The organism is Olivibacter sp. CPCC 100613, assembly GCF_036959255.1.
Lineage (GTDB): Bacteria > Bacteroidota > Bacteroidia > Sphingobacteriales > Sphingobacteriaceae > Olivibacter.
The window spans coordinates 95,804-110,069 of sequence record NZ_JAWMTI010000010.1; the positions used below are offsets into that span (position 1 = coordinate 95,804).

14 protein-coding genes and 1 riboswitch are annotated in these 14,266 nt (G+C 37.8%); of the genes, 7 read left to right on the forward strand and 7 right to left on the reverse strand.

The features are described from left to right. The 5 genes from RYH73_RS23175 to RYH73_RS23195 form a co-directional block, all read right to left on the reverse strand. Entirely contained in the window at positions 1-1,935 is a 1,935-nt protein-coding gene (locus RYH73_RS23175; RefSeq protein ID WP_335315872.1) for a TonB-dependent receptor plug domain-containing protein, read from the reverse strand. Between the two features lie 94 nt (positions 1,936-2,029). After that, positions 2,030-2,890, reverse strand: a complete 861-nt coding sequence (locus RYH73_RS23180) for a cell surface protein (protein WP_335315873.1) — start codon at positions 2,888-2,890, stop codon at positions 2,030-2,032. Between the two features lie 102 nt (positions 2,891-2,992). Then, a riboswitch (cobalamin riboswitch) is annotated at positions 2,993-3,181 on the reverse strand. Between the two features lie 76 nt (positions 3,182-3,257). Next, the gene (locus tag RYH73_RS23185; protein ID WP_335315874.1) at positions 3,258-4,505 is read right to left on the reverse strand and encodes a glutamate-5-semialdehyde dehydrogenase; all 1,248 of its coding nucleotides are present in this window, start codon (positions 4,503-4,505) and stop codon (positions 3,258-3,260) included. Positions 4,506-4,576: 71 nt separating this feature from the next. Further along, complete coding sequence (gene proB, locus RYH73_RS23190; protein ID WP_335315875.1) at positions 4,577-5,659, reverse strand: glutamate 5-kinase; 1,083 nt, start codon at positions 5,657-5,659, stop codon at positions 4,577-4,579. Positions 5,660-5,817: 158 nt separating this feature from the next. Beyond that, complete coding sequence (locus RYH73_RS23195; RefSeq protein ID WP_335315876.1) at positions 5,818-6,663, reverse strand: universal stress protein; 846 nt, start codon at positions 6,661-6,663, stop codon at positions 5,818-5,820. A 184-nt stretch (positions 6,664-6,847) separates the two neighbouring features. Between RYH73_RS23195 and RYH73_RS23200 the strand changes: the two genes are divergently transcribed. Then, positions 6,848-7,390 (forward strand): TetR/AcrR family transcriptional regulator, encoded by a 543-nt coding sequence (locus RYH73_RS23200; RefSeq protein ID WP_335315877.1) that lies wholly within the window; start codon positions 6,848-6,850, stop codon positions 7,388-7,390. A gap of 207 nt (positions 7,391-7,597) precedes the next feature. Here RYH73_RS23200 and RYH73_RS23205 read toward each other — a convergent pair whose 3' ends face one another. Continuing rightward, positions 7,598-7,966 carry a hypothetical protein gene (locus tag RYH73_RS23205; RefSeq protein WP_335315878.1) on the reverse strand — a complete coding sequence of 123 codons (369 nt, stop codon included), beginning with the start codon at positions 7,964-7,966 and terminating at the stop codon, positions 7,598-7,600. Positions 7,967-8,199: 233 nt separating this feature from the next. Between RYH73_RS23205 and RYH73_RS23210 the strand changes: the two genes are divergently transcribed. The 3 genes from RYH73_RS23210 to RYH73_RS23220 are packed head-to-tail and all read left to right on the forward strand — an operon-like array spanning position 8,200 to position 10,936. Beyond that, positions 8,200-9,522 (forward strand): M23 family metallopeptidase, encoded by a 1,323-nt coding sequence (locus tag RYH73_RS23210; RefSeq protein ID WP_335315879.1) that lies wholly within the window; start codon positions 8,200-8,202, stop codon positions 9,520-9,522. A gap of 32 nt (positions 9,523-9,554) precedes the next feature. After that, positions 9,555-10,211, forward strand: a complete 657-nt coding sequence (locus RYH73_RS23215) for a TatD family hydrolase (RefSeq protein WP_335315880.1) — start codon at positions 9,555-9,557, stop codon at positions 10,209-10,211. 5 nt (positions 10,212-10,216) lie between these two features. Beyond that, complete coding sequence (locus RYH73_RS23220) at positions 10,217-10,936, forward strand: tRNA threonylcarbamoyladenosine dehydratase (RefSeq protein WP_335315881.1); 720 nt, start codon at positions 10,217-10,219, stop codon at positions 10,934-10,936. A 272-nt stretch (positions 10,937-11,208) separates the two neighbouring features. Here RYH73_RS23220 and RYH73_RS23225 read toward each other — a convergent pair whose 3' ends face one another. Then, the gene (locus RYH73_RS23225; RefSeq protein ID WP_335315882.1) at positions 11,209-11,724 is read right to left on the reverse strand and encodes a hypothetical protein; all 516 of its coding nucleotides are present in this window, start codon (positions 11,722-11,724) and stop codon (positions 11,209-11,211) included. A gap of 110 nt (positions 11,725-11,834) precedes the next feature. Between RYH73_RS23225 and RYH73_RS23230 the strand changes: the two genes are divergently transcribed. The 3 genes from RYH73_RS23230 (at position 11,835) to RYH73_RS23240 (ending at position 14,206) form a co-directional block, all read left to right on the forward strand. Further along, on the forward strand, positions 11,835-12,449 hold the full coding sequence (locus tag RYH73_RS23230; RefSeq protein ID WP_335315883.1) for a SatD family protein: 615 nt from the start codon (positions 11,835-11,837) through the stop codon (positions 12,447-12,449). A 6-nt stretch (positions 12,450-12,455) separates the two neighbouring features. Next, positions 12,456-13,178, forward strand: a complete 723-nt coding sequence (locus RYH73_RS23235; protein WP_335315884.1) for a DUF3307 domain-containing protein — start codon at positions 12,456-12,458, stop codon at positions 13,176-13,178. A gap of 152 nt (positions 13,179-13,330) precedes the next feature. Beyond that, positions 13,331-14,206, forward strand: a complete 876-nt coding sequence (locus RYH73_RS23240; RefSeq protein ID WP_335315885.1) for a DMT family transporter — start codon at positions 13,331-13,333, stop codon at positions 14,204-14,206. Positions 14,207-14,266: the final 60 nt, after the last annotated feature.

Below are 14,266 nucleotides of genomic sequence, written 5' to 3' on the forward strand. Positions count from 1 at the left end.
CTAATAGTTGAATGAGGCTCTTAACCGAAAGTTTCTTCCTGGCATAGGAAAATTTTTAACGACCTCATAGGGCTGATTAAGGGCATTATTCATTTCCAGCATCAAATTTAATTTTATTTTTTTTATGAAAGCTAGTTCTTCTTTTCCGATCGAGATATCATGCGTGTACCAAGGTTGTAAGTAATTGTCCGCTCGATTAGCCGCTTGGCTATAACGTTCGCCTGTGTAGAGAAAACTGTAGTTTAGACGATAGCCTTGATAATCCAATTGCACGACAATCGAACCGCTATGTCTTGGAATATAAGGAACCTGCTCCCCTCGGTTGAACGTTTGGTGGCCGTCTTGGTTTTCGGTCATGTTCAAGGCTTCTTCGAAGGTATAATTTAACCCGGTAGTCACGTTCAGCTTTTTAAAAGTTTGACAAATAGCTTTTGCTGTTAGGTTTACACCTTTCGTTTCCACGCGATCCAAATTGTACATAATCCAACGGAATTGATTGTTTGCAGGACTTGCGATTATTTTATCGGTAACCGTGTTATAATAAGCATCAACTTGCATGTTGAAATATTTCACGATCCCCGAAAAAGACTTTGCATAGCTTACACCGGCATTGAATTGATTGGCATTCTCGGGCTTCAACAAGGTGTTTCCTATGTCGGTATAGTATAGATCATTAAATGTTGGCATTCTAAAAATATTCTTGTAAAATGCTCTTATTCTGAAATCAGGGTACTTAAATGCCTGCCATGATACAGAAAGCGAAGGGCTAAATTTTTGTTTATTTCCCGCTGCCGCGTCATATTGCGCGTGATCTTGAATCAAAGTAGCTAATAAACTTGATTGAAAAGTAAACCGATCTGCCTTATATTGAGATACAAGAGATACAAGCGTAGTGTAGCGTGTCGGATAGGCGAAATCATCCAAATTAGCGTTCAATTTATTCCATTGCCAGTCTGTACTCAAAGCCATTCTCCATCGTCTAGTTACTTTATATTGATTAGCGAATGATAAGAAAACTTCCTGCTGTCTAAAGTTATTCGCCAATGGACCTTCTATCTTAATGATATTGGGATTTAAATAGTAAGTGTAATCATTAGCATATTTGGCATTGATCAAAAATGAATAGCGTTTAAGTTCCTTTCGATAAGAACCTTGAAAGAAGATATTCCGATCTTCTTGACGCTGTCCTTTTTCAGGACTTGTAGGCTTTAAGCGATTAGCGATAATCGCATCAGGAAGTCCCCGTTCCGATGTATAAATATAAATATGGCTTTGCCAATCGCCAGACAACCATGTTCCATTCAACATTGATTCTGCTCTGAACGCCTTTATATCTGCATTTTCCCGAAAAGCAATGGTATCATAATGGGAATCTTGCAATCGAAATTTATATTTTCCGTCCGCTTGTATATATTCAGTGCTAATTGTTGCGCTCAGCCTGTCATTAACTTTTCTCTCGACAAATAGAGATGGATTTATCAGGTCAAAAGAGCCCCCTTTTAAGCCTACGACAAGATTGGACTTTTTAGCCCCCTCAAATCGGGGTATCTTACTTTGTAGATACATATAAGAGGCCGAAGCAAAGCTTTTGGCCGGCTGTAGCAGTGTTTGCCTATCGCCATTGTAAAGGCTGATTTCTTCTATATTCTCTAACGAAAACTTTCCGAGGTCAACCTGCCCGTTTTGCATATTACCCACAGCAATACCATCTAAAAGTACTTGGGTATGATTAGAGCCCATGCTTCTAACGTTGATGGTTTTTAACCCACCAATACCTCCATAGTCCTTCAATTGAACACCCGATAAAAAACGGCTTGCATCCGCTACCGATAAACTATTCAAGCCCTTCAACTCTTTAGATGTCAAAAGTTGCACCGGTACGGATGATTGAATTAATATGCTATTTTTTGCACCATAAATTGATACGGTATCCATTTCAGTTGTTTGTGCCCTTATGTTGGAAGCAGCGAAAAACATAAAAAGGACGAACCAAAAAGAGCTGTATTGTAAATAACTATTCAACGTTCAATTAAGGGGTGTTAAGGTCTTCAACAGCGGTTACCTCGGTGGATAGTTCCCCAAGATGGCCGAGATCTGCCAGCATGCCGGTCTGTATCTTGACGAAATCAATCGAAGAAAGACTTACTTTCTCTCCTCGCTCATCAATAGCATCGGCAATATCGATTTCATCTTTAACAGCGGTATTATCGGCATAGCCGTATGTGAAAGGTTTGCTTACAATCAGTAAGGGATTGCTTTTATCAATATTAGTATTGGGAAGAAGGGAACCTTTCAGTTGATAGGATTCTTGATCAATCCAGCTTGGAAAATAGGGTTGGCTATGTCTATCATTTCTTTTGACTACGCCTTCGTTTCCTTGATTATCTTTCCATAGAATATCAGTGGCATCGTCCGCCGGTTTAAAGTAGGTAACGGTATAATCACGTAAGTATCCTGTTTTTCCGAATTCGCTTCCTCGAATCTCATACCAGGTATCATCCGGGATTCCATTTCCATTTTCATCTTTCATGACCCAAACAATGCCCGGTTCTGCAAAGTTGTTAGTGGCATTGCCGTAAATGGCTATATCCTTTTCATCCGGCACGTTAACGACGCTATGATCAAAGCCTAGAACAATGTATCCACCAAAAGCACCTAAAGAGACTATCCCTTGATTGCCGTTCAGTATACTTCTCGCGCCATTTTCATCACCTAATGACTGATTGATGAACTGCCCTGGCGCAGGAACATACTCAAAAAGAGTTGTTACATACCTGGCGGGTTCTGCATTGATTGGGGCTGTATTATTTTTTGAGCACGACGGAATAAGGAGGATGGCGCTAAAGCCCAAAAAAAATGTTCCTTTACGTATAACGATTTGCTTTAACATAGTTTAATTCGTTAAGGCAGCAAAAGAAACAAAAGATAAACATCTGTACTTAAACATAATACAGAGGACAAGTTAATCTGATGCTTCAATCCACGAAAGCCTAGATTTTTTCGTTATTCGGCAGGTATTCTGACTTGTTTCTAATCTGTTTCGCCTTCCCATACATTTTGTACAGTGGCCAATGAAACATCGTATAAATGAACTTACAGCTGCGGGACAGTTTTGGAATTGCACCAAATTCCCTTTTTCATTTCAACTATTCCGTTGAAAACCAAATAACACGACAAACATAGATAAAATGCTTGACATTCACGAGTAGCGTGCGCACTAATTCTATGTTTTTGGCAGCTAGCTAGTAGGCTTTGGCTTATTCTCGTGTTTGCCCATCCCCTCTTATTATCCATTTGTAAGAAGTTAATTCCTCCAAGCCCATGGGACCTCTTGCATGTAATTTTTGGGTGCTTATACCGATTTCGGCTCCAAGGCCAAACTGTGCACCGTCAGTAAATGCAGTAGAAGCATTTGCATACACGGCCGCAGCATCCACAACATTTAGAAATTGTGTAATTATTTGAGGATTGTCAGCGACAATAGCTTCACTATGTTTTGAACTATAACGCGCTATATGTGAAATTGCCTCGTCAATATCCTCCACCACTTTGACGGCTAGTTTAAGTGAAAGAAATTCGATTCCAAAATGACTTTCCGCTGCTTGGTGAAGTAACTGTTGAGGATAATGATCTGCCAGTTGTCGATAACTTTCCTCGTCGGCAAAGAGTTCGACCTTTTGATGAGAAAGAGGTTCCAGCAGTGCCGGCAAGTCTTTTAATCGCCCTTTATGGATTAGCACACAATCGAGCGAATTGCATACGCTTACACGACGTGTTTTTGCGTTATATATGATAGCTTTTCCCTTATCTAAATCAGCTGATAAGTCAAAATAGGTGTGAACAATGCCGGCACCGGTTTCAATGACCGGTATCTTACTTGCACTACGTACATAGTTTATTAACTGCTGACTTCCACGGGGAATAAGTACATCAATATAACCTACTGCTTGAAGTAATGCTTCCGTCGCTTCGCGTTCTGCGGGCAATAGAATCACCACCTTTGGTGATACCTGATGCTGTACCAGTACATTTTGTATAACTTTTATAATAGCTTCGTTCGAGTACATTGCATCACTACCACCTTTCAGTATTGTTACGTTACCTGTCTTAAAACAGAGTGAAAAAACATCGAGTGTTACATTTGGACGTGCTTCGTAAATAACACTTACAACCCCTAAAGGAACGCTTATTTTTTCAATATGGAGTTCATTTGGAAGTCGGCGACTTTCCAGCTGTTTTCCGACGGGACTGTCAAGCTTAACAACATGCTCTATATCTGAAGCAATCGCAGCAATTCGATCGATACTTAATTGTAATCTATCATACTTAGGATCATCGATCGACATCCGGTCCAGATCCTTTTGATTGGCTTCTAGAATAAAAAGTGCTTTATTTCTAATTTCGATCGCAAGATCCGTCAATATTAGATCAATCTTTTCCTTTGATAAGCGCAACATTTCTTGTTGTGCAGCCTTCGCATCCTGAAAGTATTGCAAATAATTCATTTTCTCGTTTTGTTATTCATATTCTTACAGCACCGGCCGCCTACGCAAGCTTTGAAATCCGGTAAAATCTTTTAATAAATCGAATATAGGTAATCATAGTGAACAAGTGGTTTTTGATTCTTTACGCCCATTCGTTCGCGTACCTTATCGGCACCATATTGCGCAATTCCCCAACCGATAGTTTGTCCTTGTTCGTCTAATATTTTGATAACATCACCTTTTTTAAATTCGCCTGACACAGCTGTTATGCCGATAGGCAAAAGACTGCTTACTTTGCCCGAAGTTAAAACTTCATTTGCTCCTTTGTTTAATTGAACGGTACCAGCTGCTGAACTTTCCGCATGGGCAATCCATTTCTTCCGTTCAGATTTATGTTTCTCAGGCAGAAAATGAGTATGTACCAAGTCTTTAAACAGTAAGTCTTTTAACACCTCATCTTTTTTACCATTCGTAATATGAACTGCAATACCTAGTTTCGCAACTTTACCGGCAATAGAGGCTTTTGTGATCATCCCTCCTCTTCCAAAAGTAGATTTTTCTGCTTTAATAATCGTTGAAAAGTTGTATTCATTATGTTTCACTTTTTCGATGATTTTACTGCTCGAAAGCTTGGGATCACCATTATAGATACCATCAATATTGGATAGGATAATAAGGGCATCTGCACTCAACATCGATGCGATTAAACCCGCCAATTCATCGTTGTCTGTAAACATTAACTCCGTAACCGAAATCACATCATTTTCGTTAACAATGGGTATCACATCATTTTGCAACAATGAACGGAAGCAATTTTTCATATTTAAGTAGTGTACTCGATCACGAAAATCTTCTTTTGTCACTAAAACCTGTGCACATAACATATCATTTTCACTGAACAATTGCGAATAGGTGTTGATGAGTTTCACTTGTCCGATGGAGGATAATACTTGCCTTATAGCTACTGAATGTTTAACTTCTTTTACTGAAGGAAGTAAGCTTCTGCCAGATGCAACTGCGCCGGAAGACACAACAATCAGCTCAATCCCCTGCTTCTTTATATAGACTAGTTGTTCTACTAAATGTTGGATACGAACGTAATCCGGCAACCCGTTGTCCTTTGTTAGTACATTCGATCCTATCTTTACAATAATTCTCTTGTAGCTTAATGCCATTTTATTAGTATGCTAATTTATTGGAACCAACAAGCGAGGCTTAGAGGTCGCCAAATTAACATCTTTTTATCTCAATAGACAAAAAAATGATAATAAATTATTCGAATGGCCGGTTTCTTATTATTATTTGAATAATATCACCAATGCAACCTATTGAATCACGCTTTATTGATGACCAGCATCGGCACAATGGCATGGAAAGCCAAATCTTCTGCCAGATCAGATAAAAACAGTTTATGAAAGAAGGACTTATGTCTTTTGGTAAATAATACAAGAATAGAAGGTTTCATCAGTATTAGCTGATCTCTTAGATTTTTTAATAGCGTATGAACCGGATTTGTTTTTTCAAAATGAAAAGCAATGCCATAGTCGTATTTTTTATCTATTTCCTGCTGATTATATCGATCCGGTATAAGGGCCAGATCTGGAACAAAATGAAGTACTTCAATAGGTATTTTTAGTTTAGAAGAAAAATCGATGACTTTTTCAATTTCCGAATCAAAATCTTGTAAGTCTGATGCATATACGATTTTAGTAAAAGGTTGGATTGTATAGTCCAGTGGCACTACAATTACCGGAACATCGGATTTCGCTACCAAGTTGCCTGTATTTGTCCCGAAAAGTCGATCAATACTACCGGCACCCTTTGTGCTCATACATACGTAATCAAAGCCCGGATTTTTTGCACAGTAATTTAATAGTGCACTGTCTGCTCGAAGCCCCCTAATAATTTCTAAGGAAAACTCTTTCGGTTGGATTTCAATCTCATTGTATATACCCAAAATGAATTCCTCAAGCTTTATATGGTATTCTGATTGATCCTTGTCCTCCGTGAGATAAGTTTGAAGGGTAGGTGTTTCCTTTGACGCGGGTATTGCTGACAAATTATTGACATGTATGAACTTCAAATGAACTGCTGCGCTGCTTCGATTTGCCAAATGCATGGCAAAATGAATACCCGCAAGGGAGTTCATTGAAAAGTCAGTGGGCACCAAAATCTTCATAATTTCTATTTTTTTCTAATTATGGCAACATTTAGTTAAAGTTACTGCTAATTCTTCAATATTTTAATGACTTAGATCATCTTTCCTTTTTAGGGCATGCAGCGCTATCAATTAAGACAAGATAAATGTGTATAAAGAATAATATCTTTGCAAATAATCTGAACACAAGCATTGAGATTGCTTTATGAAGAAACAGGGGGCTAATAGAAGAGAAAAAATAATGGAGGCAGCACTTTTGCTATTTTCAGTAAAAGGCTACGCAGATACGTCTACCAAATTAATTGCCAAAGAAGCACATGTTTCCGAGGCACTTATATTTAAACATTTTGAAAATAAAGACAAGTTATTGTTTCACCTTATAAGATCGGGCTATCGCAGAGTACTTTTACAGAACAAAGGAATGTTAACATATCATGACCCCAAGTCGTTTTTAGGCTATATGATTGACCTCCCCAAGAAATTAGTAAGTGAAGAGCCACTTTTCTGGAAATTACAGGAACGGCTTTCGCATCACGAATTTTCAAAACAGCAACATATCTTATTTATGAAACCGGTTTATACCGTTGTTAACAAAGCCTTCACTGAGCTAGGCATAGAAAACCCGATACTTGAAACACAGTTCCTTCTGTTGTTGATTGATATGCTCTGGAAAAAGGAAGCGACAGGAGATATTGAAAATATTGATGAGATAGCAACATTGATAAAAACAAAATATGATTTAAAGTAAAAGAAATTTGGATCATTAAAAGGTAAGTGTTTACTCACTTAATTTTCAACTTTTTTTTTGGTTTTACTTTTTAAACGCTACATTTGTTTAACTAATCAATTATAAAACTAAGAATTTTACATAGAGCATTCGTGAGTTTTACAAACCCTTGCAAAACTCACGTTTTTCCCCTTAATACTTTATATTAGTAACGAATTATTGAATGTATTATTGCTTGATTGAGCGTATTTTTCCTTCGAAATCAGTGACATGCTCTACCTGATTTTTTTCAAGGTCAAGCGAATTCATTTGATGTTCAAATGGGTTTAAGCTCTTTGTATCTTGATCCAGCTCCCTTCTTGTTTGAATATTTCCTACGTTCCTTATCGAGTCTAAATGTTGAAAAAAACCTTCCAATGCTTTGTAGATATTTCTCAAATATTTTTCGTTCGTAGAGCATAAGTCGCTACTTGTGAGATCACCCATATCTTGAAAATGAAGCGCGGTAATTTTTCCATTAGTAATAACGGCATAAAATTCGTTTGTATCCGGAAAATCCCATTTAAGCTGGTGTATTGTAGTTGTTGTAACCTCCATAGTAATATGTTTTTATTCAAGAAAATATACAATTTCAATAGACAGTATTGATAATGTAGTAGTTACCAATTTTTATACCAATTCAGATTCAAAAAAAGAAGGTTTCGACAGCCTATTAAATATTTAGACGTTTTGCACAATAAAATTGTTCTTTTTTTGTTATTTTAATACATTATTTAGATTTTAGTGCACAAATTTTGATGCGTAATAGTAAATCGCCCAAACCGGACAATATGAAATTCAATAAGTATACCCTTAAGATCCTTGTCGTTTTATTGTTTATATTAGGGTCAGGTATTGTTTTCTTTTCTGGATTCGAGATAAATAGGGCCCCGCAACAACTTTCCACCAAAGATTTACGTACTCAAGAAAAAGTATCTGCCCCACTTCCCAAGCAGTTTGATCTCCGCGTGGATTCTTTTGAAGTTCATACATACCAAGTTGAGCGAAATCAATTCCTGTCCAACATCTTGTCGGCTTACCAAGTTGATCCTACTACAATCAGTAAGCTCGTTGATAAGTCGAGGCCCGTATTTAATGTCCGTAAGATTTCTGCCGGGAATCCATATACCATCTTTACCTATAAAAACGATCCACAAAAAGCAGCATACTTTATCTATCAACCCAATCCAATAGACTACATTGTATACGATCTCCGTGACACCCTGAATGTGTATGCCGGTAAGAAAGATGTTTCTGTTAAAGTGGAAACCGTTGCCAGTGACATCAATCATTCTCTTTACGAAGCGCTACAGCGCAAAGGAGCAGATCCACAACTAGCCATCAAACTGGCAGAAATTTATGGATGGGCGATCGATTTTTATAATATAGGTGAAAATGATTGGTTTAAAATTCAATATGAAAGACAATATGTTGACGATAAGCCAGTGGATGCCGGGCATATTGTGTCTGCCGTATTTTCGCATAAAGGAAAAGAACTGTCCGCCTTTTATTTTGAAACGGATAGTACCGCTAAAGGAGAATATTATGATGAGGAGGGGAATAGTGTAAGGAGGGCCTTTTTAAAGGCGCCTTTAAAATTTAGTCGAATAACTTCCCGTTATACGAACAGGCGGCTGCATCCTGTTCAAAAAGTTTGGAAAGCCCACTTAGGGACAGATTATGCCGCACCGAGAGGCACACCGATTATTGCTACCGGCAACGGTGTTGTTACGGAGTCGGCTTTCTCTAAATTTAACGGCAACTATGTCAAGGTAAAGCATAATGGCACTTATACCACCCAATACTTACATATGAGCAAGCGGGCTGTCCGTCCCGGACAACGCGTTCAACAAGGTCAGGTAATCGGTTATGTAGGAAGTACAGGTCTGGCAACAGGACCCCATGTTTGTTATCGTTTTTGGAAGAATGGAAAACAAGTTGATGCACTAAAGCAAAACTTTAGAGAAAGCACTCCCCTTCCGGCAAAATTCTTAACAGCTTTCAAGACTGTCGTTTTAAAAGAGCAAGAAGTGCTAGCTTCATTGATCCCGAGTACAGGAGATGAATTAGCAGCTTCCAATGAGCTTGACGATCGTGAAGGAAAAACCTTGTAAAAATAAAAATAGACCCTATTTAACGTAAATCTTTGCAAAAGTTTATCGATATCCACACCCATCATCAGCGCGGAACAAAGGGAATAAGTGTCTTTAATATTGAAGAAAACTTCAGCCAATGTGTAAATTTCAATCCTTGCTCCATCGGGATCCATCCATGGTTTGTGACCTATGACTCTTTCGAAGTTCAGTTAAAGGAATTAATACGAAACAGCACCAGTGACACCGTTTTTGCCATCGGCGAATGTGGTTTAGACAAATTATGCAAAACGGAGTGGTTTCTCCAAGAGCAGGTCTTTATGAGTCAGATAAAGCTTGCCAATCAGATCGATAAACCCCTACTCATTCATTGCGTAAAAGCTTTTAATGAAGTTGTTCAATGCTTAAAAAAAAGTAAAAACCATGTACCTGTGATATTTCATGGCTTTAATAAGAATACAAACATTACGAAATCGCTGGTAAAGGAAGGGTATTACTTGTCATTTGGTGATTCAATTCTAAAGGATCAACACTTGGAATCGTTGAAAGCTTGCCCACTTTCCCAACTTTTCCTGGAAACAGATAATGCAGATCTAGAAATAGAACGGGTTTATGGCAAGGTTTCGGAAGTGCTTGATATCTCCATAGATTTGTTAACCGTCCAGCTCCATCTAAATTACGATCATATAAGAAAAAACAATAATAGATAATACACATGCAAGACGTAGCGTGGCTGTCGAGAACAGAAGTTCTCATAGGCAAGGAAAAATTGAATAGATTAATTAACAGCCATGTAATGGTTTTGGGTTTGGGAGGTGTCGGTTCCTTTGCAGCTGAGTTTTTATGTAGAGGCGGCATCGGTAAAATGACGATAATCGATGGCGATGTGGTGGACCCGAGCAATCGAAATAGGCAACTACCTGCACTGGCAACTACCCACGGGCAATCGAAGGCAGCGCTGATGGCCGAACGCTTGTACGCTATAAACCCCGAATTAAAGCTGCAAGTGATTAATGATTTCATGACGCCCGAGCGTATTGAATCGCTAATTGATATGAACCCCGACTATGCAATCGATGCGATTGATAGCATAACCCCGAAGTTGTCTTTTATTAGACATGCCTATACAAAACGAATCCATTTTGTTAGCTCTATGGGTGCCGGTGGCCGAGTCGACCCCACAAAATTGGAGGTCGTGGACATTTCACAAACCTACAATTGCCCTTTGGCACAACATATTCGTAAAAAACTAAAAAAACACAGGATTTATAAGGGGATCAAAGTTGTTTTCTCTTCCGAACTACCCGACAAAAACTCATTACTCTATACAGATGGCAGTAATTACAAGAAGTCTGCCTACGGAACGATGTCATATATACCGGCTACATTTGGAGCAGCCGCCGCTTCTGTTGTTATAAGGGACTTAATAAAATAACATTAATTTAAAATAGCATTAATTTCTTATTGAATAATAAGGCCTCCAGGGAGATTGGAGGCCTTTGTTATTATTAAAAAACGGCCGGATGGCCTAGACATAGGACTACAAATATACTGAGAAAGTCCAGCATTATTTCATAATTCTATTATTTTTTTCATATTTATAAAATAACATCTATACAAAAGGTCTATATCTCATATTTTTAAAGATTCAATTACCGCTTTGTTTAAGAATATCTTAATAGTTAATATTTGCAATTAACCCATAGATCATTGAACGATCCAACCATCCTTTGTAAAAGTCAAATTAGCCTGGTGCTTTTTTGTTTGGGTATAATCTTTCTTGTCGAGTTTTGCAAAGGGATTAACATGAACATATTTTGAGCTATAGTTAACCACGGCTGTTTTTTGTTTTTCATTCACCTGTATCGATAAAATGGAATCAAGCACCTCTTCAGCAACTTTAATCTTTTGCACAGAGTTTAACTGACCTTTATCCGGCGGTAGCAAAAATTCACTCGCTTTATCCGTGAATTCTATGATAGCCTTCTGGTTTTCGCCTGTTTTATGATGACGTTCTACACGTACCAATCCGTCCTTTTCTAACCCTACGTCCAATACGCGACGCCCATCTTCAGCGTCTTTCGTATAAATTTGATAGCTCTGGATTTGCGGGTAATTTTTATGCTGCTCAATCAGTTTATAGGCATCTTCTTTTGTTAAGCTTATTTTATTGCAAGCGCTTAATATAAACATCGCAAAAATTAAGGTTGTGAAAATCTTCATCTTATATCATTTTATACGGTAAAAATATAGGTTTTATAAACGAAAAAAAATCTTTATAGATTATTTATCCGATATTTTTTAATATCGGATAAAAATCCGATATTGCCCATATGATAGCAGTATTAACGGGCGATATAATTAATTCACGAAAAGCGAAATCTACAAAGGAGTGGAATAATTTACTCAGAGAAAGCCTCTCTAAAATTGCTGAAAATGATTCAGATTGGGAAATCTTTCGAGGTGATAGCTTTCAAGTGGAATTAAAGGATGCACCTAGCGCCTTAAAAAAGAGTCTATATTTGAAAGCAAGCTTAAAAACCATAAAAGGTCTCGATATTCGAATTTCAATAGGTGCGGGAGAGAAAAGCTTTACGGGAAAGCGCATCACCGAATCATACGGCGAAGCTTATTTTTTTTCAGGAGAGCAGTTTGAACTGCTGAAAAAGAATAAACAAACACTTTCTGTTCGAACAACAAACGACACTTTTGATGAAGATTTTAATTTATTTTTTAGACTTGCCTTAACGTTCATTGACAATTGGACGCCAAATTCGGCTATGTTAGTACGAACTTTTTTCGATAATGAGACTTTATCACAAAGAGAACTGGGAGAAATCCTGGGAATAAGCCAATCCTCTGTTAGCGAAAGATTTAATCGCGCTTATCTTACTGAAATAAAGGACCTTATTAATTTGTTTGAAAAAAGGTTAACATCAATTTTATAGTATACAATGGAGCTGTTTTTAAGATTGTTACTCGCACATTTAATAGGCGATTTTTTTTTACAAAGTGATAAATGGGTAAAGTCAAAGGAACTGAAAAAGGTAAAATCTCCCTACTTATACTATCATTGCATGCTTCATATTGTTTTGGTGATGCTTGCCGCTTGGGACCTCCATTTTTGGCCCTACGCACTTTTGATCGGCTTGAGCCACTATTTTATCGATTTGGCAAAACTATATCTTGAACAAAAGAAATGGCGTGTAGAGGCGCTAATAATTGATCAAGTTCTCCATGTTTCGATGATTGGCATCAGTGTGGTTATAATGGAAAATGTAGAGATGCTATCATTGAAAGAATACGTTAACCCAAAAAACTTACTTCTGTGCTTTTGTTTGTTATTTCTTACTAAACCCTGCTCAATCTTTATTAAGTCAGCGATTTCTAAATGGACACCTCAAACAGATGAAAAGATAGACAATTCATTGCAAAATGCAGGAAAATGGATAGGCTATTTGGAGCGGATATTGATTTTTGTTTTTATTATCATTGGGAAGTTCGATGCTGTTGGATTTCTGTTGGCCGCTAAATCAATTTTCAGATTTGGTGATTTGAAACAGGGAGACGACAGGCGACTTACTGAATATGTACTTATCGGGACGCTGCTAAGCTTTGGTATTGCTATCCTGATCGGCTTATTTTACCTTAGCAGGTACGCCTCATTCATCAACTGATTTTGAAGCATCACCAATGCAGCATGAATGCACCTGTCAAGTAGGTTTAATGTACCTTTTAACGAATGCATTTATGCGGTATTTATATTTAATAAGTGGCGAGTCTATCTGACGATTGACGGGGCTACCTAAATAAGTTAACCTATAATAAAATGTTGGCAAAACAACTGCAATATGTATTGACGGGTATTATCTTCGCCATATTATGGTCTTCTGCATCCATTGCTACGAAGTGGGGTTTAAAAGTTTCGCAACCCTTTGTGCTCGCAATTGTCAGGTTTTGCCTTGCAGGCGGACTTATGTTATTTATTTCTCACGTTATTTTGAAACATCGCTTGCCATCAGGAAGTGAATGGAAACAGCTACTCGCCTATGGTATTCTCAATATTGGGGTATATTTAGGCTTATATGTACTTGCTATGCAACATGTTTCGGCAGGTCTTGGGTCGCTTTTTCCTGCAACGAGTCCCGTGTTTGTAAGCGTAATTTCTGCGCTGTTTTATAGGCAAAAGATGACAGTTAGCATACTGCTGAGTTTGAGTTTATGTCTTATCGGTATTGTTATTGCCGCATACCCGCTCTTATTGAAAAGCTATGCGTCTCCTTTCGGACTTTTTTTGTTGTTGTTAAGTATGTTATCTTATTCATTGGGATCTATTTATTTTTCAACAAAGAATTGGCAAAATCTAAACATATTAACCATAAATGGTTGGCAAACCATATTGGGTGGTTTATTACTTGCACCCTTCATGATCTTCTACTACGATCATTCCCTGAATATATACAACGCAACTTTTTGGAGCACCGTAAGCTGGTTGGCATTTGTCGTTTCAATAGGTGCCGTTCAGATTTGGCTATATTTGATAAAGCAAGACGCCGTTAAGGCCTCCTTTTGGCTTTTTTTGTGTCCGATATTCGGTTTTTTGATTGCATGGTTACTTGCCAACGAGCCAATTGATGCCTATACCTGCGTTGGTGTCGTTTTTGTAATAATAGGATTATCCCTGGTATTAAAAAGAAGAAAGTAAACGGCTTTCAACTTAAGTGGTATATAACCGGTTTCTTTTTTCTTGCTTCAAAAGAAAAAT